15 protein-coding genes are annotated in these 18,402 nt (G+C 62.7%); 7 read left to right on the top strand and 8 right to left on the bottom strand.

Annotation, left to right across the window (positions count from 1 at the left end; all coding sequences use genetic code 11):
* The first annotated feature begins 95 nt into the window (after positions 1–95).
* The 4 genes from CFU_RS07130 (at position 96) to CFU_RS07115 (ending at position 4,398) form a co-directional block, all read left to right on the top strand.
* Positions 96–1,328, top strand: coding sequence for an MFS transporter (locus CFU_RS07130; protein WP_041741440.1), 1,233 nt, complete (start codon positions 96–98; stop codon positions 1,326–1,328).
* A gap of 80 nt (positions 1,329–1,408) precedes the next feature.
* Entirely contained in the window at positions 1,409–2,722 is a 1,314-nt protein-coding gene (locus CFU_RS07125) for an MFS transporter (RefSeq protein WP_014005370.1), read from the top strand.
* A gap of 89 nt (positions 2,723–2,811) precedes the next feature.
* Positions 2,812–4,071, top strand: coding sequence for a M20/M25/M40 family metallo-hydrolase (locus CFU_RS07120; RefSeq protein WP_050808728.1), 1,260 nt, complete (start codon positions 2,812–2,814; stop codon positions 4,069–4,071).
* A gap of 129 nt (positions 4,072–4,200) precedes the next feature.
* Entirely contained in the window at positions 4,201–4,398 is a 198-nt protein-coding gene (locus tag CFU_RS07115; protein WP_041741438.1) for a hypothetical protein, read from the top strand.
* Between the two features lie 36 nt (positions 4,399–4,434).
* Here CFU_RS07115 and nadC read toward each other — a convergent pair whose 3' ends face one another.
* Both nadC and nadA read right to left on the bottom strand, forming a co-directional pair.
* Positions 4,435–5,337 carry a carboxylating nicotinate-nucleotide diphosphorylase gene (nadC, locus tag CFU_RS07110; RefSeq protein WP_014005368.1) on the bottom strand — a complete coding sequence of 301 codons (903 nt, stop codon included), beginning with the start codon at positions 5,335–5,337 and terminating at the stop codon, positions 4,435–4,437.
* Complete coding sequence (gene nadA / locus CFU_RS07105; protein ID WP_041741437.1) at positions 5,334–6,485, bottom strand: quinolinate synthase NadA; 1,152 nt, start codon at positions 6,483–6,485, stop codon at positions 5,334–5,336. Before nadA ends, nadC begins: the two co-directional genes overlap by 4 nt.
* Before the next feature lie 261 nt (positions 6,486–6,746).
* On the opposite strand from nadA, the gene CFU_RS07100 reads away from it, so the two are divergent.
* Positions 6,747–7,307, top strand: a complete 561-nt coding sequence (locus tag CFU_RS07100) for a hypothetical protein (RefSeq protein ID WP_014005366.1) — start codon at positions 6,747–6,749, stop codon at positions 7,305–7,307.
* A 94-nt stretch (positions 7,308–7,401) separates the two neighbouring features.
* Here CFU_RS07100 and CFU_RS07095 read toward each other — a convergent pair whose 3' ends face one another.
* Together CFU_RS07095 and bla are read right to left on the bottom strand one after the other, a co-directional pair.
* A complete protein-coding gene (locus tag CFU_RS07095; RefSeq protein WP_014005365.1) occupies positions 7,402–9,003 on the bottom strand; it encodes an ABC-F family ATPase in 1,602 nt (533 codons plus the stop codon).
* Positions 9,004–9,165: 162 nt separating this feature from the next.
* Entirely contained in the window at positions 9,166–10,074 is a 909-nt protein-coding gene (bla, locus tag CFU_RS07090; RefSeq protein ID WP_014005364.1) for a class A beta-lactamase, read from the bottom strand.
* A 118-nt stretch (positions 10,075–10,192) separates the two neighbouring features.
* Here bla and CFU_RS07085 point away from each other — a divergent pair, with 118 nt between their 5' ends.
* Positions 10,193–11,053, top strand: a complete 861-nt coding sequence (locus CFU_RS07085; RefSeq protein WP_041741436.1) for a LysR family transcriptional regulator — start codon at positions 10,193–10,195, stop codon at positions 11,051–11,053.
* 53 nt (positions 11,054–11,106) lie between these two features.
* On the opposite strand, the gene ldcA is transcribed toward CFU_RS07085, so the two are convergent.
* Genes ldcA through queE form a run of 4 tightly spaced genes read right to left on the bottom strand, consistent with a single transcriptional unit; the run spans position 11,107 to position 13,635 of the window.
* Positions 11,107–12,042 carry a muramoyltetrapeptide carboxypeptidase gene (ldcA, locus tag CFU_RS07080; protein WP_014005362.1) on the bottom strand — a complete coding sequence of 312 codons (936 nt, stop codon included), beginning with the start codon at positions 12,040–12,042 and terminating at the stop codon, positions 11,107–11,109.
* Positions 12,039–12,509: a tRNA adenosine(34) deaminase TadA gene (gene tadA / locus CFU_RS07075; RefSeq protein ID WP_014005361.1), complete on the bottom strand. Its 471-nt coding sequence runs from the start codon at positions 12,507–12,509 to the stop codon at positions 12,039–12,041. Before tadA ends, ldcA begins: the two co-directional genes overlap by 4 nt.
* Before the next feature lie 12 nt (positions 12,510–12,521).
* Positions 12,522–12,971, bottom strand: coding sequence for a 6-carboxytetrahydropterin synthase QueD (gene queD / locus CFU_RS07070; RefSeq protein WP_014005360.1), 450 nt, complete (start codon positions 12,969–12,971; stop codon positions 12,522–12,524).
* 28 nt (positions 12,972–12,999) lie between these two features.
* A complete protein-coding gene (gene queE / locus CFU_RS07065; RefSeq protein WP_014005359.1) occupies positions 13,000–13,635 on the bottom strand; it encodes a 7-carboxy-7-deazaguanine synthase in 636 nt (211 codons plus the stop codon).
* Between the two features lie 435 nt (positions 13,636–14,070).
* Between queE and CFU_RS07060 the strand changes: the two genes are divergently transcribed.
* The gene (locus CFU_RS07060) at positions 14,071–18,402 is read left to right on the top strand and encodes a DEAD/DEAH box helicase (RefSeq protein ID WP_148264959.1); all 4,332 of its coding nucleotides are present in this window, start codon (positions 14,071–14,073) and stop codon (positions 18,400–18,402) included.

Genomic DNA, 18,402 nt, shown 5'->3' with positions numbered 1-18,402 from the left:
CGCGCGACGCATACGAATTGCGCACCAAGAAACGGAGTGCTCGCCGCCGGAGACGGTGCGACACTTCCGTGCTCCAAGAACACCATAAGAATTCCATGACGTCAAAACTCCCTCAGGTCTTGCCCCGTTCGCTGGTCGCCCTCACCTGGTCCAATCTTGCCGCGCAATCGGCCGAACAGCTCAGCTTGGCGGCCACGCCTATCATGGCGGTGCTGTTGCTGGGCGCCGGGCCGGGCGAGATCGGTACGCTCGCCGCGGTGCAGTCGCTGCCGTTTCTGCTGCTGTCGATTCCGTTCGGCCTGCTGGCCGACCGCACCTCGCGCAAACGCCTGATGGTGACCGCCGAGGTGCTGCGCATGCTGGCTCTGCTGGGTGTGCTGGCGGCGCTCCTGTCCGGCCATCTTTCGATCGGATTGCTGGCGGTGCTCGGCTTCATCGGCGCTGTCGGCACTGTCGGTTTCAGCGTCGCCGCGCCTGCCATCGTGCCGGCGCTGGTAGGACGCGAGCTGCTGGCGAAAGCCAACGGCCGGCTGGAGCTGGCGCGCAGCGCTGCCTTTGCCGCCGGCCCTGCCCTCGGCGGCGCGCTGACTTCGTGGGCCGGCGCCTCGACCGCGTTCGTGCTGGCGGCGATCTTGTCCGGCACCGCCGTCGTGCTGCTGTTGCAACTGCGCGAACCGCATCGCGCGCCGGCAGCGCCGCGCCATCCGCTGCTGGAGCTGCGCGACGGCGCGCACATGGTCTGGCGCGACAACCTGCTGCGGCCGATCCTGCTGACCGCCGTGGCCTGGAACATCTCCTGGTTTGTACTGCAGGCTGCCTATGTACCGTACGCGGTGCGCAAGCTCGGCCTGAGCGCCGGCGAAGTCGGCATGACGCTCGGCGCCTATGGCGTCGGCATGATGCTGGGCGCCCTGCTGACGCCGCGGATAGTGGCCAGGCTGCCGTTCGGCCGCGCGATCCAGATCGGTCCGGCGATCTCGGTGCTGGCGGCGCTCACCATGGTAGCGACGCTGGCGGTGCCGAGCGGCGTGCTGGCGGCCGCGGCCTTCTTCCTGTTCGGCGTCGGCCCGATCATCTGGGTCATCACCTCGACCACGCTGCGCCAGACCGTCACGCCCGGCGCCATGCTGGGACGGGTATCGGCGATTTTCCTGACGGTCAATACTGGCGCGCGGCCGATCGGCGCCGCGCTGGGCGGCCTGGTCGGCGCGCGCTGGGGCGAACCGGCCTGCCTGGTGCTGGCGCTGGCCGGCTTCGCGGTGCAGGCCTGGATCATCTTCGATTCCGAGGTACGGGTGCTGCAGCGGCTGCCGGCGCCGCTGACCTAGCTGGTCGAACCTGCAACAGTGTCGCTTCCGTTTCATCTCGGTTATGCTTGGACCTCAAACTAAAATAATGAGGAGAAACGATGAGTGCAGCGTCGCAGCAAATCACATCTGCCCCAAGCCCTGCGCAGAACAGCGCCAGGCGCGTGATCTTCGCCAGCTTCATTGGCACCGCCATAGAATTCTACGATTTCTACGTCTACGCAACCGCGGCGGCGCTGGTCATCGGCCCGGTATTTTTCCCGCATGACTCGCCGACGGCGCAAGCGCTGTCGGCGTTCGTCACCTTCGGCATCGCCTTTATCGCGCGCCCGGTCGGCGCCTTCCTGTTCGGCCATTTCGGCGACCGCATCGGACGCAAATCGACGCTGGTGCTGTCGCTGCTGGTGATGGGCGTGGCCACCACGCTGATCGGTTTCCTGCCGAGCTACGCTTCTATCGGTGCGCTGGCGCCGATCTTGCTGTGCGTGCTGCGTTTTGCCCAGGGCATAGGCCTGGGCGGCGAATGGGGCGGCGCAGCGCTACTGGCCACCGAATATGCGCCGCCGGGGAAACGCGGCAGGTATGGCATGTTCCCCCAGCTTGGTCCTTCGGTCGGCTTCCTGATGGCGAACGGGTTGTTCCTCGCCCTGGCCTTGAGCCTGTCGGATGAACAGTTCAAGAGCTGGGGCTGGCGCATCCCTTTCATTTTCAGCGCGGTGCTGGTGGTGCTGGGTTTGTATGTGCGGCTGAAGATCGCTGAAACGCCGGTGTTTGCCGCAGCGCTGGAGAAACGCCAGCGCGTGAAAATGCCGGCCGTCACCCTGTTCCAGCATCACTGGCGGCCAGTCATGCTAGGTGCTGTTGCAATGATTGTCTGCTACACCTTGTTCTATATCGCGACCGTGTTCTCGCTGTCCTACGGCGTCACTACCTTGCATATCCCGCGCCAGGAATTCCTGGCGCTACTGTGCCTGGCCGTGGTGTTCATGGCGCTGGCCACGCCATTCTCGGCCATGGCCAGCGACCGTTTCGGCCGGCGCCCGGTGCTGATCGTCGGCACGCTGGCGGCGATCGCGGCGGGCTTCACCATGCAACCGCTGTTCGGCAGCGGCAATATCGTAGCGATCGCCCTGTTCCTGATCATCTTCCTGTTCCTGATGGGCGTCACTTTTGCGCCCATGGGAGCCCTGCTGCCGGAACTGTTTCCCACCAGCGTGCGTTATACCGGCGCCGGCGTGGCGTACAACATCGGCGGCATCCTCGGCGCATCGGTGGCGCCCTATATCGCGCAATTGCTGGCGCAGCGCGGCGGCCTGGCTTATGTCGGCGCCTACGTGTCGGTGGCTGCGGCGCTCAGCCTGGCGGCGGTGCTGTGCATGCGCGAGACGCGTGACGCCAACCTGCAGCAGCTCTAGCAACAAAAAACGCTGTGCCTCATGCGGTATCTCATTCAAACCAACGGAGACAGAAGTTGAAACAGACAACCTTTTCCCTGAAAAAAAACCTGCTCGCCGCCCTGCTTTTCCCGACGCTGGCATTGAGCGCCGGCCTGGCGCACGCGGCGCCGGCGGCGCAGGCGTACGACCTGGCGCAAAAAGAAAAACCGGCGATGATGGACACCATGCGCGACCTGGTGAACATCGAATCGGGCAGCGGCGACCTTGAAGGCTTGGCCAGGATCGCCGCCCTGATCCGCGATCGCCTGACGCAACTGGGCGGCAAGGCCGAACTGCTGGACGCGCCGGAAATCTACCGGATGGGCGACACCCCGGAAAAGATCGGACAGATCGTACACGCGGTTTTCAAGGGCACCGGCAAGCGCAAGATCATGCTGATCGCGCACATGGATACGGTGTACCTGCGCGGCATGCTGAAGGACCAGCAGTTCCGGGTTGACGGCGACAAGGCCTACGGCCTCGGCATCGCCGACGACAAGCAAGGCGTCGCCACCATACTGCACACCATCGCCATCCTGCAGAAAATCGGTTTCAAGGACTACGATACGTTGACGGTATTGATTAACGGCGACGAAGAAATCAGCTCGCCCGGCGGCCGCAGCCTGCACACCAAGCTGGGCGCCGAACAGGACGCAGTGTTTTCCTATGAAGGCGGCGGCGCCCAGGGCCAGCTGCGGCTGGCGACCAGCGGCATCGCAGCTGCCTACCTGAAGGTCGAAGGCAAATCCTCGCACGCCGGGGCGGCGCCGGAAAAAGGCGTCAATGCCCTGTATGAACTGTCGCACCAGGTGCTGCAGCTGAGTTTCTTGTCACAGCCGGAACGCGGCCTGAAGCTGAACTGGACCGTGGCGCAGGCCGGCACCAACCGTAACGTGATTCCCGCCAGCGCCAGTGCGCAGGCCGATGCCCGCGCCTTGAAGGTGAGCGACTTCCAGCAGTTGCAGGAACAGTTGCAGGAACGCGTCAAGAAACAGCTGATCCCGGACGCCAAGGTGCACCTGACATTTGAAATGCGGCGGCCGCCGCTGGAAACCAACGCCGCTTCGCGCGCCGTCTCGGCTTACGGCCAGAAGATCTACCAGGAACTGGGCCTGCCGATGACCGTAGTAGACGTAGCCAGCGGCGGCGGCACCGATGCGGCGTTCGCGGCGTTGAAATCGAAAGCAGCCGTGGTGGAAGGAATGGGGCTGAGCGGTTACGGCGCACATTCGAACGATGCCGAATACGTCTTGCTGAACACTATCGTCCCGCGCCTGTATTTATCGACGCGGCTGATCATGGATTTTGCTCAAGGGAAAGTCCAGTAACATACCCGGCGACATAGCGTATAGGCTGGGTCGTTTGCCCTTCCCAGCCTATACGGTAAATACCTAAAGCGATTCAAACCGCGGGCTGGAGGGCTTGATCCCGGGACAAGCCGCAGTTAACATCCCTGTATGGAAAGCAGAATCATCAAACTTGAAGAATTTGCCGGCGTAACGCGTGATCGCCTGACGCGCATTGAAACACGCCTGGACCATATGGCCACCAAAGAAGATGTGTCCAAGCTTGAGGCTACTCTTCTAAGATGGTTTATCGGAACAGCCGTCTCATTGACGGCCCTGGCGTTCGCTGCGGCAAAGCTCATTCACTGAGCGCAACACCTCCGTTGCGCAGCCAGTCAATACGTTTTATCCAATAATCCGCAGTGAATAATCGGTCGCCCGGATATCCTTGGTCAGGCTGCCGATCGAAATCCGGTCGACGCCGGTTTCCGCTATGGCCCGCACCGTGTCCATATTGATGCCGCCGGACGCTTCCAGCAATGCCCTGCCGTCGGTCAGCTTGACGGCGTCGCGCATGGCGTCGAGGCTGAAGTTGTCGAGCAGGATCGAGTTGGCGCCAGCGCTCAACGCTTCATCCAGCTGCACCAGGTTTTCCACTTCGATCTGTACCGTAACGTCCGCATCCAGCTTGTGCGCCGCCTGCATCGCGGCGGGAATGCCGCCGGCCGCGGCGATATGGTTTTCCTTGATCAGGATGCCGTCGTACAGGGCCAGCCGCTGATTGTGCCCGCCGCCGACGCGGACTGCGTATTTCTGCGCCAGGCGCAGGCCAGGCAAGGTTTTGCGGGTATCGAGGATATGCGCCTTGGTGTCGGCAATGGCATTGACGTAGACGCGGGTGGCGCTGGCCACGCCGGACAGCAGCTGCAGGAAATTCAAGGCGCCGCGTTCGGCGGTCAACAAAGCCCGCGCCGGCGCATCGATAAGGCAGACCTGGCTGTCCGCGCTCATCAGGTCACCCTCGGCATATGACCAGTCAATGCGGATGCGCTCATCCAGCTGCAGCATCACGGCTTCGAACCACGGCGCACCGCACAGCACAGCCTGTTCGCGCACGATCACGCGCGCCTTGACCATCTGTTGTTCCGGAACCAGCTTGCCGGTCAAATCGCCGCTGCCGACGTCTTCGGCAATCGCGGTAAGGATATTGTTGTCGAACGCCGTTTGCAGCGCGGCGTCAAACGGCGCGAAACGATTCTCTAAGTTGCTAACTGATTTGCTAACCGAGTTGCTGACAGATGTACTCATGCGGGACCGATTCCTGAAAACAGTTTTTGTTCTTGCGCCAGATCGCTGGACGGGCGCACATTGGCTTTGCGCTGGGCCGCGAAATCCAGCATGCGGTCGATGCAGACCACTGCCTTGCGGCCGGTTTCAGCGTCGACGTGGATTTCATTGCCGCCGAATTCCAGCACATCGGCCAGGTTCTGCAAGCCGTTCATCGCCATCCATGGGCAATGGGCGCAGCTCTTGCAGGTGGCGCTGTTGCCGGCGGTCGGCGCATCGATAAAGCGTTTGCCCGGCGCCGCCATGCGCATCTTGTGCAGGATGCCGTTATCGGTGGCGACGATGAATTCGTCGGCGTCCAGGTTCTGGGCCGCGGCGATCAGCTGGGTGGTGGAGCCGACCACATCGGCTTGCGCCACCACCGCTTCCGGCGATTCCGGATGCACCAGGATCTTGGCGTTCGGGTGCTGCTGACGCAGAAGTTCCAGTTCGACGCCCTTGAACTCGTCATGCACCAGGCAGGAACCCTGCCACAGCAGCATGTCGGCGCCGGTCTGTTTCTGTATGTAGCCGCCCAGGTGCTTGTCCGGCGCCCACAAGATCTTTTTGCCTTGCGCGTGCAGGTGGGCCACGATGTCGAGGCCGATGGACGATGTCACCATCCAGTCGGCGCGCGCCTTGACCGCGGCGCTGGTGTTGGCGTATACCACCACGGTGCGGTCCGGATGCGCATCGCAAAAAGCGGAAAACTGGTCGGCCGGGCAGCCCAGGTCGAGCGAACAGGTGGCGTCCAGGTCGGGCATCAGCACGCGCTTGTACGGACTCAGGATTTTCGAGGTCTCGCCCATGAACTTGACGCCGGCAACCACCAGCGTCTTGGCCGGATGGTCGCGGCCGAAGCGCGCCATCTCAAGCGAATCGGAAACACAGCCACCTGTTTCTTCTGCCAAGTCCTGCAAATCGCCATCGACGTAATAATGTGCGACCAGCACCGCCTGCTGTTCTTTCAGCAGGCGCTTGATGCGCTCCTTGAGAGCGATTTTCTGGTCGGGGGTGGGAGTATCTGGGACGCGAGCCCAGGCATGAGCGGTACAGCTAGTACCTGCGCTGCTGCCTGAGTCCATTTGCGGCCGCTCGAATTCAACGGTTTTGATGGCGTGGGTTTGCATGGCTACGATGGGTGAGAGGGTCATGAGCTGCGGTAATACGCAATGATACGACAGAAGGCGCAACAAGATATTTTTCAGCAGCAATCGGGAGGCATCGGGACAGGAATTCTACCGCCAACCTTGACATTGCGTGTGAGCATATCCTTATTGCAAGCAAGAATGAACTCCCGTACTATGATTTAACAATTGTCATAAACAAAAATCTGCCGGGCTGAATGTCCGAGCATTTTGTTGGATGCACTATAAGAACACAGGGACAACATGATAATTTTCGACAAAACCGATCGCGGCCGTACCGAAATAGCAACACGCGGCCAGGCCGTGGCGCCGCGCCTGCGTACGCTGCTGCTGCTGGTGGACGGCAAGACCAGCAACGAAGAATTGCTGCGCAAGGTAGCCGGCCTGGGCCTGGGCCAGGAACACCTGGACGAGTTGCTGCAAGCCGGCCTGATCCAGGCCAGCGCCGATAGCGGCAGCGCCAAGGCAAGCGCAGGCAGCAGCCCTACCCCAACTGAAGCCCCCGCATCGAGAAGCGTGCCGCCGCCCTCCGCGCCCGCATCGGCCGAGCAGGTGCTGCCACCGGGACAAACCCAGTTTGAAGCGATTTATCACTTTTACAACGACACCATCAAGAGCATGATCGGCTTGCGCGGCTACGGCCTGCAACTGAAGGTCGAACGCGCCAGCAGCATCCAGGATTTCCGCGAACTGCGCCAGCAATACCTGGAGGCGGTGCTCAAGGCCAAGGGCGAGGAAATCGCCCGCAGCCTGCGCGGGCGGCTGGACCAGCTGCTGTACCTGGGCGAACGGCCGCAGCCGTAAGTGATGCGGTGATAAAAAAAAAAAGCGTGGCAGAGAGTTTATCTGCCACGCTTTTTTTACTTCATGGCGCAGAAATATTCCCGCGCCCTGCGATTTACTCGATGCCCTGGCTGCTCAGGTAATCCTCGTAGGAACCCTGGAAGTCGACCACTTCGTTTTCCTTGACTTCCAATACGCGGGTAGCCAGCGACGAGACGAACTCGCGGTCATGCGAGACGAAGATCAGGGTGCCGGCATATTTTTCCAGAGCGATGTTGAGCGACTCGATCGACTCCATGTCCATGTGGTTGGTCGGCTCGTCCAGCAGCAGCACGTTATGGCGGCCCAGCATCAGCTTGCCGTACATCATGCGGCCCTTTTCACCGCCGGACAACACCTTGACCGATTTCTTGACGTCGTCGCCGCTGAACAGCAGGCGGCCCAGGCTGGAACGTACCGCCTGGTCATCGTCGCCTTCCTGGGTCCATTGTCCCATCCAGTCGGTGAGCGTCTTGTCGGTGGCAAAATCTTCAGTCGGATCCTGCGGCATATAGCCGACGTTGGCGTTTTCCGCCCACTTCACCAGGCCGCTGTCGGCCGCCAGGCCAGCGATGTCGCTGCCGCCGATGCTGCGCAACAAGGTGGTCTTGCCGGCGCCGTTGGCGCCGATGATGGCGATTTTTTCGCCGGCTTCAACCATGATGCTGAAGTTCTTGAAAATCGGCCGGTCATAGGCCTTGCTGATGCCTTGCACTTCCACCGCCAGCCGATGCAGTTTTTTCTCGCCGTCGAAACGCACGAAAGGATTGGCGCGGCTCGATGGCTTGACATCCTCGACCTTGATTTTTTCGATCTGCTTGGCGCGCGACGTCGCCTGGCGCGCCTTCGATTTGTTGGCCGCGAAACGGCGCACGAAATCCTGCAGTTCGGCGACCTTGTCCTTGGCCTTGGCATTCACCGACAGCTGCTGCGCACGCGCTTGCGAGGAAGCCAGCATGTAGTCGTCGTAATTGCCTGGATAAACCTTCAGGGTGCCGTAGTCCATGTCGGCCATGTGGGTGCACACCTGGTTCAGGAAGTGGCGATCATGGGAAATGATGATCATGGTCGAATTGCGCTGGTTCAGCACATCTTCCAGCCAGCGGATGGTATTGATGTCGAGGTTGTTGGTCGGCTCGTCGAGCAGCAGGATGTCCGGATTCGAAAACAGCGCCTGCGCCAGCAGCACGCGCAGCTTCCAGCCCGGCGCCACATTGCTCATCGGGCCTTGATGCTGGTCGATCGAGACGCCCACGCCCAGCAGCAGTTCGCCGGCGCGCGCTTCAGCGGTATAACCGTCGTATTCGGCAAACTTGGCTTCCAGATCGGCCGCCTTCATGTAGTCGTCGTCGGTGGCTTCCGGATTGGCGTAGATCGCGTCGCGCTCGGCCATCGCCGCCCACATTTCCGTGTGTCCCATCATCACTACATCCAGCACGCGCATTTCTTCAAACGCAAACTGGTCCTGGCGCAATTTGCCCAGGCGTTCGTTCTGATCGAGCATCACGTTGCCGCCCGACGACTCCAGGTCGCCGCCCAGGATCTTCATGAAGGTCGACTTGCCGCAGCCGTTGGCGCCGATCAGGCCATAACGGTTGCCATCGCCGAATTTGACGGAAATGTTTTCAAACAGCGGCTTGGGGCCGAACTGCATCGTGATATTTGCGGTGGACAACATCTTTGATTTGGTCTTTTCTTAATTGAATCATGGGGTTAGATAGTCGCGGCATTATACAGTATCCCCCGCGGTATCCACATTTGTGCACTGCATGAACCGGTATAAAACCAACGCCTGCCGCCACTATTTCCATGAATTCGACCGAATTTCCAGCCTGTCGCCTTACTTCGCCGCCAGCGATGCCGCCAGCCGCCCGACTTCCGCCAGGGTTGCATTACGCGTTGCTTCCGACGCCTTGGTCCCGGTCAGGTAAGCCGCTACCAGCAGCGGCGCCCGGCCGGGCGGGAACAGCATGCCGATGTCGTTGGTGCTGCCGTAAGCGCCGGAGCCAGTCTTGTCGCCCACGCGCCAGCCGGCCGGCAGCAAGGCGCGCAAGCGCTTGTCGCCGGTTTTATTCGCCAGCAGCCAAGTGGTCAGCTGTTTGCGCGAATCGGCCGACAAGGCATTTCCCAGCAGCAGCTGTTGCATGGTGGACAGCATCGCGCTGGGCGAGGTGGTGTCGCGCGGATCGCCCGGGGTGGCCTGGTTGAGGTCCGGCTCGATGCGGTCGAGCCGGGTCACCTTGTCGCCCAGGGAGCGCAGGTAGGCCGTCAGCTGAGGCGGGCCGCCAAAGCTGTGCAGCAGCAGGTTGGCGGCGGTATTGTCGCTCAGTGTCAGGGTTGCTTCGCACAGTTCCGCCACCGACATGCCGTCGCCGCCGGCATGTTTCTCGGTGGCAGGGGAATACGGGACCAGATCGGCCTTCTCGAAGCGGATGCGCCGCGCCAGTTGCTCCCGCCCCTGATCCACGCGATGCAGCGTCAATCCGGCTGCCAGCAACTTGAAGGTGCTGCACATCGGAAACCGCTCGTCGCCGCGGTAGGAATGGCTTTGGCCGGTAACGGTGTCGAGGATGGCAACACCGAGGCGGCCGCCGCTTTTGGCCTCTATCTGGCGCAATTGCCCGGCGACAGGATCGGCGGCCGGCTTGGCTGCGGCAGCTGCCGAGGCCCAGGATTTCTGTGTGTAGCTACCCAGGACCAGTGCTCCTAGAGCAGCTCCCAGGTTTCCGGCAAACTGGCGTCGTTTCATGTTTTCCCTCTGGATGTAGTGAACAGGGCATCAACGATAACGTTGACCCGGCCATCGCTCAAGCTACAATATCCAAGGCAAGACATAAGAAATACTATTGCAAAGATGGAGAAACACCATGCACCTCCCCTTGAATTCCCTGCGCGCTTTCGAAGTCTCGGCGCGCTTGCTCAGCTTCACCCGCGCGGCTTCCGAGCTGAACGTCACGCAAGCCGCGATCAGCCAGCAGGTAAAAAATCTTGAAGAAAGAATGGGCGTGCAACTGTTCCGCCGGCTGCCGCGCGGGCTGGCGCTGACCGACGAGGGCATCGCCCTGCTGCCAGTGCTGGCGGAATCGTTCGGACGCATAGGGGCTGTGCTGCAGCAATTTGGCGACGGCCGCCGGCTGCGCGAAGTGCTGACCGTGGGCGCGGTCGGCACCTTCGCCGTCGGCTGGCTGATCCCGCGCCTGCGCGATTTCCAGCAAGCCCATCCATTCGTCGATTTCCGCCTGTTCACCAACAACAACCGGGTCGACATCGCCGGCGAAGGTCTGGATTACGCCATCCGTTTCGGCGACGGCGCCTGGCATTCGACGGAAGCCGAAGAGCTGCTGGCGGCGCCGCTGTCGCCGATGTGTTCGCCCGCGGTAGCATCTTTCCTGCGCGACCCGGCCGACCTCGCCGGACAAATATTGCTGCGCTCCTACCGCACCGACGAATGGGCCGCCTGGTTCGCCGCCGCTGCCCTGCCCTGTCCACTGCTGCGAGGCACCGTATTCGATTCCTCGCTCACCATGGCCGAAGCCGCCGCCCAAGGCGCCGGCGTAGCGCTGCTGCCGGCCCGCATGTTCGCCCGCGAACTGCAGCATGGCCGCTTGACGCGCCCGTTCGACATCGAAATCGCCAGCGGCAGTTACTGGCTGACCCGCCTCAAATCAAAACAAGCCACCCCCGCGATGCAAGCCTTCAGAGAATGGCTGCTCGCCGCCACCAAATAAATTAGGGTCAGAGTCAAATTAATTAGAGAGCAGGCGCCCTCTGCCTGCGGGAATCAGGGCGCCAGGGTAAGCGGATTCTGGGTGGTCAGTTGAAAGCCGTTTGCATCCGACAGCAATTGCGCCTGCGCGCCGACCGGCAAGGTCACTTTGTCGCGGATGTGGCCAAACGGCAAACCGGTCAGTATCGGTGCCGCTATGTGGGCGCGCAGGTAAGCCAGCATGGCATCGAAATCGTAACCGTTGTCGTGCTCGGCCAGCCGATAGTTGGAAAAATCGCCCAGTACAATCGCCTGCTGCCGCTCCAGGATGCCGGCGTATTGCAGCTGCAGCATCATGCGCTCGATGCGATACGGATGCTCGCCGATATCTTCCAGGAACAGGATGCCGCCGTCGACCTGCGGCAGGTAGGGAGTACCGACCAGGTGGTTCAGCATCGCCAGATTGCCGCCCCATAAGGTGCCGCTGGCGTTGACCGTCGGGTTGCCGGCGGCGCTGACTTGCAGCACCTGTTCCGGCTGCCGCAGGCACTCCCAGAAATGCGACATCGTCAACTCGCTCAGCTCGGCCTCGCCGAAATCGCTGCACAGCATCGGCCCGGCAAAGCTGGGCGCTCCGGTCTGCGCCAGCAAAGCCAGGTGCAGCGCGGTGACGTCGCTATGGCCGACAAATATCTTCTTGCTGGCGGCCAGGCGCTCGAAATCCAGCATTGGCAACAAACGCGACATGCCGTAGCTGCCGCGTATCGCCAGCACGATCTGTACTTGCGGATTATCGATTGCCTCGTAGATCTGCCCCACCCGCGCGGCGTCGGTGCCGCCGAAACGCTGGTATTTGGCGGCCGGATCGTAGTAGTCATAGACCACGCAGCCCTGGCTTTGCAACGCCAGGATGCCGCGCGCCAGCGCTGCTTCGTCGGAGGCGTAGCCGCCAGGTGCGATCAGCGCGACGCCGATGGATTTCTTGGAAAGTGCTTGGACAGGTTCGGTCACGATTGTTTTTGTTGGGCTTGGCGGCGTTCGGCGAAAAATTCTTTGAGTAGTGTGCCACATTCCTCTGCCAGCACGCCAGCCGTCAGCTCGGTGTGATGGTTCAGCTGCTCCTGTTCGAACAGGTTGAGCACCGATCCGCAGGCGCCGGTCTTCGGGTCGTTGGCGCCAAACACCACACGCGCCAGGCGCGCATGCATCATGGCGCCGGCGCACATCGCGCACGGTTCCAGGGTGACATACATTTCGCAACCGGGCAGGCGGTAATTGCCGAGGATGGCAGCGGCTGCGCGCAGCGCCATGATTTCCGCATGCGCGGTGGGATCGTGGTTGCCGATCGGCTGGTTGAAGCCGGTGGCGATGATCTGCCCGTCTTTCACGATCAGCGCGCCTACCGGCACTTCGCCCAAGGCCCAGGCATTGCGCGCCTGGGAAATGGCTTGCCGCATATAAATGGCGTCACGCGTCATAGGCAGGGCCGCTCAACGGTCTTCGGAAATCTCGGCCCAGCAATTGGGCGTTTCGTGCAGCACCAGTTTTTGCAAGTGCAGGCCGGTGCCGTAATGGTCCTTGTAAGCCGCCTTGAGGATATCGTAGGCGGTGCGCGCCAGGTTTTCCACTGTCGGGATACGGTCGATGATGACGGTCTTGTGGTCCGGCAGCGTCGCCAGGAAATCGCGCACCGCCGTGTCTTTTTCGTAGACCAGGAACGCGTGGTCCCAAACATCCACCAGATGTTGCTTCGCTAGCGTCTTGATGTCCGAGAAATCCATGATCATGCCGTTGTCGGAACTGCCCTCGACTTCAATCACGGCGCCGACCAGAGTGATTTCCAGCGTATAGCGATGGCCGTGCAGGTTGCGGCACTGGCTCTTGTGGTCGGGAATCCGGTGGCCGGCGTCGAATTCAAGTTTGCGGGTGATGGTAAGCATAGGTAAAAAGGTTCTTTAAAAAATCTGTTCAGGGAATCTGCAGCAGCTTGTGGGTTTGCAGGCTCAGCTTCCATTTCGGATTGCGCTTGCAGGTCTCAATCGCCAGCTCCAGATTGTGCGCCAGTTGCGGGCCGTCCATGGCCTGCACATAGAAATGTTCGAAATCAAGCGATTCGTATGCCGCCAGCGACTGGCCGACCTGCGGGATCACCACTTTCAGCTCATTGCCCTTGCGCAGCTTCAGCACCGAACCCATCTTCGGGCTGACGCAGATCCAGTCTATGCCCGGCGGCGGCAGCAGCGTGCCGTTGGTTTCGATGGCGATCTCGAAACCGGCCGCGTGCATGCTGTCTATCAGCGCCGCATCCAGCTGCAGCAACGGTTCGCCGCCGGTGAACACCACGAATTTGCTGGCGGCGTAAGTCTCGGGCCAGAGCGCATTGATGGTATCGGCCAGCGCCGCGCTATCCTTGAACTTGCCGCCGCCCTCGCCGTCGGTGCCGACAAAATCGGTATCGCAGAACTGGCAGACCGCCGTGCTGCGGTCTTCTTCGCGGCCGCTCCACAGGTTGCAGCCGCTGAAGCGGCAAAACACCGCAGGGCGGCCGGCATGGGTGCCTTCGCCTTGCAATGTGTAGAAAATTTCCTTGATGCTGTAGGTCACGGTGCTTCTCGCATATATTCGTCAGCCGCGGAAAATCCGCATGGATATCGGGCCTGACACTGTCAATACTCGCAGTTTTCCGTCATTTTCACTATCAAAAAACGACGATTTTTCGCTGGTGTGGGAGAGTGGCCGGTTTGCAGGAAAACCGCATTTCTGCCAACAATACGTAATCAATACATAAGCAGATGCCGGCCAAACGCTGTATTTTAGCCTAGAAAGGCTATCGCCGCGATATGCAGGCTGCGGCGGCAGGCGCATGCGCGGACCAAGCCGTCATTCTGCCTGGGGCCAGAAACGGCGATAAAATTGTCGCCATGGAGAAGTCTTCTTGTGAAAACGTCATCTAAAGCTGCCCTCCCGCGTCCCCTCCCACTGCCTGACGATGCATGTTTGCGTCCGCCGGTGCCGCCGGCACGCCCAACCAACGACGTCATGCAGCGGTTCCATCCTGCCGTCGCAGCCTGGTTCCGCAGTACCTTTGCCGGCGCCACCGAAGCCCAGCAGCAGGCCTGGCCGCTGCTGCTCGGCGGGCGTCCGACCCTGGTCGCGGCGCCGACCGGCTCCGGCAAGACGCTGACCGCATTTTTAGCGGCCATCGACGAACTGGTGCGCAAAAGCCTGGCCCACGGCGGCGTGCTGCCGGACGCAACCAGCGTGGTCTACGTTTCGCCGCTGAAAGCCCTGTCCAACGATATCCGCATCAACCTGCAGGCGCCGCTGGAAGGCATCGCCCGCGAATTGGTGCGCATGGGACTGCCCGACCCCGGCATCCGCACCGCGGTACGCACCGGCGACACCACTGCACAGGAACGGCAGGCCATGCGCAAGCGCGCGCCACACATCCTGGTGACCACGCCGGAATCGCTGTATGTGCTGCTCTGCTCCGACAGCGGCCGCGCCATGCTGGCCGCCACCAGCACCGTAATCGTCGACGAAATCCATGCCGTGGCCGGCAGCAAACGCGGCAGCCACCTGGCGCTCAGCCTGGAGCGGCTGGACGCCCTGTGTCCCAGGCCGCCTACCCGCGTCGGTCTCTCGGCGACCCAGAAACCGCTGTCAGCCGTCGCCGCTTTCCTGGTGGGGCGATCGACGGACGGTGCGCCCGGCGATTGCGCCATCGTCGATGTCGGCCATATCCGCCGCCGCGACCTGGCGCTTGAACTGCCGCCGGTGCCGCTGGAAGCGGTGATGGCTACCGACGTCTGGGACCGGGTCTACGACCGCATGGCGGAACTGGCGGCGCTGCACCGGACCACGCTGGTATTCGTCAATACCAGGCGCATGGCCGAGCGCGCCGCGCGCCACCTGGCCGAACGGCTCGGGCCGACGGCCGTCGCCGCCCACCATGGCAGTCTCGCCAAGGAGCACCGGCTGGACGCCGAACAACGCCTCAAACGCGGCGAGCTGCGGGTATTGATCGCCACCGCTTCGCTGGAACTCGGCATCGATATCGGCGATGTCGAACTGGTGTGCCAGGTCGGCTCGCCGCGCAGCATCGCCGCCCTGCTGCAACGCGTGGGGCGTTCCGGCCACCAGGTCGGCGGCATGCCCAAGGGCCGCCTGTTCCCGACCTCACGCGACGACCTGGTCGAATGCGCGGCGCTGCTCGATTGCGTGCGCCGCGACGAACTCGATGCGCTGAGCATCCCGCGCGCGCCGCTGGACGTGCTGGCGCAGCAGATCGTAGCCGAAGTCGCATGCCAGGAATGGAGCGAAGATGCGCTGTTCGCCCTGATCCGCCGCGCCGAACCTTATGCCGGACTGGAGCGTGCGCGCTATGACGCGATCCTGCACATGCTGGCCGAAGGCTATGCCAGCCGCCATGGCGTGCGCGGCTCCTACCTGCACCGCGACACGGTGGCCGGCACCTTGCGCGGCCGGCGCGGCAGCAAGCTGACCGCGGTGACTTCGGGCGGCACGATTCCCGACAACGCCGACTACACCGTCCTGCTGGAGCCGCAAGGACTAGCCATTGGCACCGTCAACGAAGACTTCGCGGTAGAAAGCATTGCAGGCGACGTGTTCCAGTTGGGGAATACCTCCTACCGCATCCTGCGGGTGGAAACCGGCCGCGTGCGGGTCGAGGATGCCCATGGCGCCGCGCCCAGTATCCCGTTCTGGCTGGGCGAGGCGCCCGGCCGCAGCGATGAGTTGTCAGCCGGCGTCGCACGACTGCGCGCCGAGATCGACCATTTGCTCGCGGGCGACCCAGTCAATGGCGAGCAAACGCCGAACCTGAACGCTGCCATCGACTGGCTGGTAGAACAGGTCGGCATCGACGACAGCGCGGCGCGCCAGATCGTCGATTACCTGGCGCGCGCCCGCGCCGCGCTGGGTGCGCTGCCGACGCAGGACACGCTGGCGATGGAACGTTTCTTCGACGAATCAGGCGGCATGCAGCTGGTACTGCATTCACCTTTCGGCAGCCGCATCAACCGCGCCTGGGGGCTGGCGCTGCGCAAGCGCTTTTGCCGCACCTTCAATTTTGAACTGCAGGCGGCCGCCACCGAAGACGCCATCGTGCTCTCGCTTTCGACCAGCCACAGTTTCGTCCTGGACGAAGTGTGGCGCTATCTGCGCTCCGGCAACGCCGAGCATGTGCTGATCCAGGCCCTGCTCGACGCGCCCCTGTTCAATGTGCGCTGGCGCTGGAATGCCACCACCTCGCTGGCGCTGCCGCGCTATAGCGGCGGACGCAAGGTCGCGCCGCAGCTGCAGCGGATGAAAAGCGACGACTTGCTGGCCGCGGTATTTCCGGACCAGGCGGCTTGCCTCGAAAACGTGGTGGGCGAACGCGAACTGCCGGACCATCCGTTGGTCGAGCAAACCATAGACGACTGCCTGCACGAAGCGATGGACAGCGACGGCTGGCTGGTTCTGCTAAAACGCATCGAACAAGGACAGTTGCACCTGGTCGCGCGCGACCTGCCGGCGCCGTCGCCGCTAGCCATGGAAGTGCTGAACGCACGGCCTTACGCCTTCCTCGACGATGCGCCGCTGGAAGAACGGCGCACCCAGGCGGTGCTTAGCCGGCGCTGGAGCGATCCGGCGGCGGCCGACGATCTTAGCGCACTGGACAGCGACGCCATCGCCAGCGTCAGCGAGGAAGCCTGGCCGCATGTGCGCGATGCCGACGAAATGCATGAAGCGCTGATGAGTCTGGCTTGCATTACGCAAACCGAGGCCAGCGCCGAGGACGGCTGGAACGACTGGCTCAAAGCGCTGGCGCGCAGCGGCCGCGCGACCCGCATGCAAATCGACCGCGAGCTTAGCTTGTGGGTGCCGCTGGAACGCCTGGCCTGTCTGCAGGCTGCCTATCCGCAGTCGGATTCCAGCCCGCCGCTGCAGCTGCCCGAACATGACCGCAAGGACTGGAACCGCGACGACGCCATCCGCGAAATCGTACGCGCCAGGTTGAGCGGTTTCGGACCGCAAACCTTAGCCAGGATCGCGCAACCGCTCGGCCTGCCGGCCGCCACCGTAGCCATTGCGCTGGCCGGCCTGGAAGCCGAAGGTTATGTCCTGCGCGGCCGCTTCACGCCAGGCGCCGAGTCCGAGGAATGGTGCGAACGGCAACTGCTGGCGCGCATCCATCGCTACACCATCAAGCAGCTGCGGCGCGAAATCGAACCGGTCGAACGGCAGGATTTCATGCGCTTCCTGTTCGACTGGCAGCATCTGTCTCCCGATACACGGCTGCAAGGACGGGATGCGCTGCCCTCCATCGTTTCCCAGCTGGAGGGATTTGAAGCAGCCGCCGGCGCCTGGGAAAACGATATGCTGCCCGCTAGGCTGGGCGACTATTCCAGCGCGTGGCTGGACGAACTGTGCCGCGCCGGCAAACTGGTCTGGACCCGCATCGCCGGACCGTTGCGCGCTGCGGGCGGGCCGCTGCGCAGTACGCCTATCGTGCTCTTGCCGCGGCGCCAGCTGGGTATCTGGAACGGCCTGCCCAACCTCGCCGGCCAAACGGAAATATCGCCGCGCGCGCAAAAAGTCCACGCAGCCCTGCTGCGCGACGGCGCAATGTTCTTCGACGAACTGCTCAGCGATACGCATTTGCTGCCGGTTGAACTGGAAACCGCGCTGGGCGAGCTGGTGGCGACCGGCCTGGTCAACGCCGACAGTTTTTCCGGCCTGCGCGCCTTGCTGCTGCCGGCAGCCAAACGCAACAGCCATGGCCGGCGCCGGCGCAGCGCCATGCCCAGCGGCATGGAAGAAGCCGGCCGCTGGGCCTTGGTGCGGCGTGCAGACAGCGGCATCAATGCCGGCCTGGCGGCCATCGCCAACAAGAAAGCGCGCAGCGATCCGGAGGCGCTGGAACACATTGCGCAGGTACTGCTGCGCCGCTACGGCGTTGTATTCTGGCGCCTGCTGGAACGGGAAGCACGCTGGCTGCCGCCATGGCGCGAGCTGCTGCCGGTGTTTCATCGCCTGGAAGCGCGCGGCAATATCCGCGGCGGACGTTTTGTCGGCGGCCTGGCGGGCGAGCAGTTCGCCTTGCCGGAAGCCATCCCGCTGTTGCGCGAAGTACGGCGGCGTCCTGCCGACGGCAGCCTGGTCCGCATCTCGGCGGTCGATCCGCTCAACCTGGCCGGCACCCTGCTGCCCGGCGAGAAAATCCCGGCGCTGGCCGGCAACCGCATACTGTTCCGCGACGGCCTGCCGGTCGCGACCATGATCGCGGGGAGAATCCAATATCTCGTTGAGCTGGAACCGCACGACAAAGAACAAGCGCACAATGCGCTGCTCGGCCGCGGCTGA

Source organism: Collimonas fungivorans Ter331, assembly GCF_000221045.1.
Lineage (GTDB): Bacteria > Pseudomonadota > Gammaproteobacteria > Burkholderiales > Burkholderiaceae_D > Collimonas > Collimonas fungivorans_A.
This window is presented reverse-complemented; position numbering and strand designations above follow the sequence as displayed.

What these genes read in the sequence shown, in the direction of transcription:
- CFU_RS07130 (WP_041741440.1), top strand. Translation starts at nt 96, where the DNA reads ATGACGTCAAAACTCCCTCAGGTCTTGCCCCGTTCGCTGGTCGCCCTC.
- CFU_RS07125 (WP_014005370.1), top strand. Translation starts at nt 1,409, where the DNA reads ATGAGTGCAGCGTCGCAGCAAATCACATCTGCCCCAAGCCCTGCGCAG.
- CFU_RS07115 (WP_041741438.1), top strand. Translation starts at nt 4,201, where the DNA reads ATGGAAAGCAGAATCATCAAACTTGAAGAATTTGCCGGCGTAACGCGT.
- nadC (WP_014005368.1), bottom strand. Translation starts at nt 5,337, where the DNA reads ATGAGTACATCTGTCAGCAACTCGGTTAGCAAATCAGTTAGCAACTTA.
- nadA (WP_041741437.1), bottom strand. Translation starts at nt 6,485, where the DNA reads ATGCAAACCCACGCCATCAAAACCGTTGAATTCGAGCGGCCGCAAATG.
- CFU_RS07100 (WP_014005366.1), top strand. Translation starts at nt 6,747, where the DNA reads ATGATAATTTTCGACAAAACCGATCGCGGCCGTACCGAAATAGCAACA.
- CFU_RS07095 (WP_014005365.1), bottom strand. Translation starts at nt 9,003, where the DNA reads ATGTTGTCCACCGCAAATATCACGATGCAGTTCGGCCCCAAGCCGCTG.
- bla (WP_014005364.1), bottom strand. Translation starts at nt 10,074, where the DNA reads ATGAAACGACGCCAGTTTGCCGGAAACCTGGGAGCTGCTCTAGGAGCA.
- CFU_RS07085 (WP_041741436.1), top strand. Translation starts at nt 10,193, where the DNA reads ATGCACCTCCCCTTGAATTCCCTGCGCGCTTTCGAAGTCTCGGCGCGC.
- tadA (WP_014005361.1), bottom strand. Translation starts at nt 12,509, where the DNA reads ATGACGCGTGACGCCATTTATATGCGGCAAGCCATTTCCCAGGCGCGC.
- queD (WP_014005360.1), bottom strand. Translation starts at nt 12,971, where the DNA reads ATGCTTACCATCACCCGCAAACTTGAATTCGACGCCGGCCACCGGATT.
- CFU_RS07060 (WP_148264959.1), top strand. Translation starts at nt 14,071, where the DNA reads ATGCAGCGGTTCCATCCTGCCGTCGCAGCCTGGTTCCGCAGTACCTTT.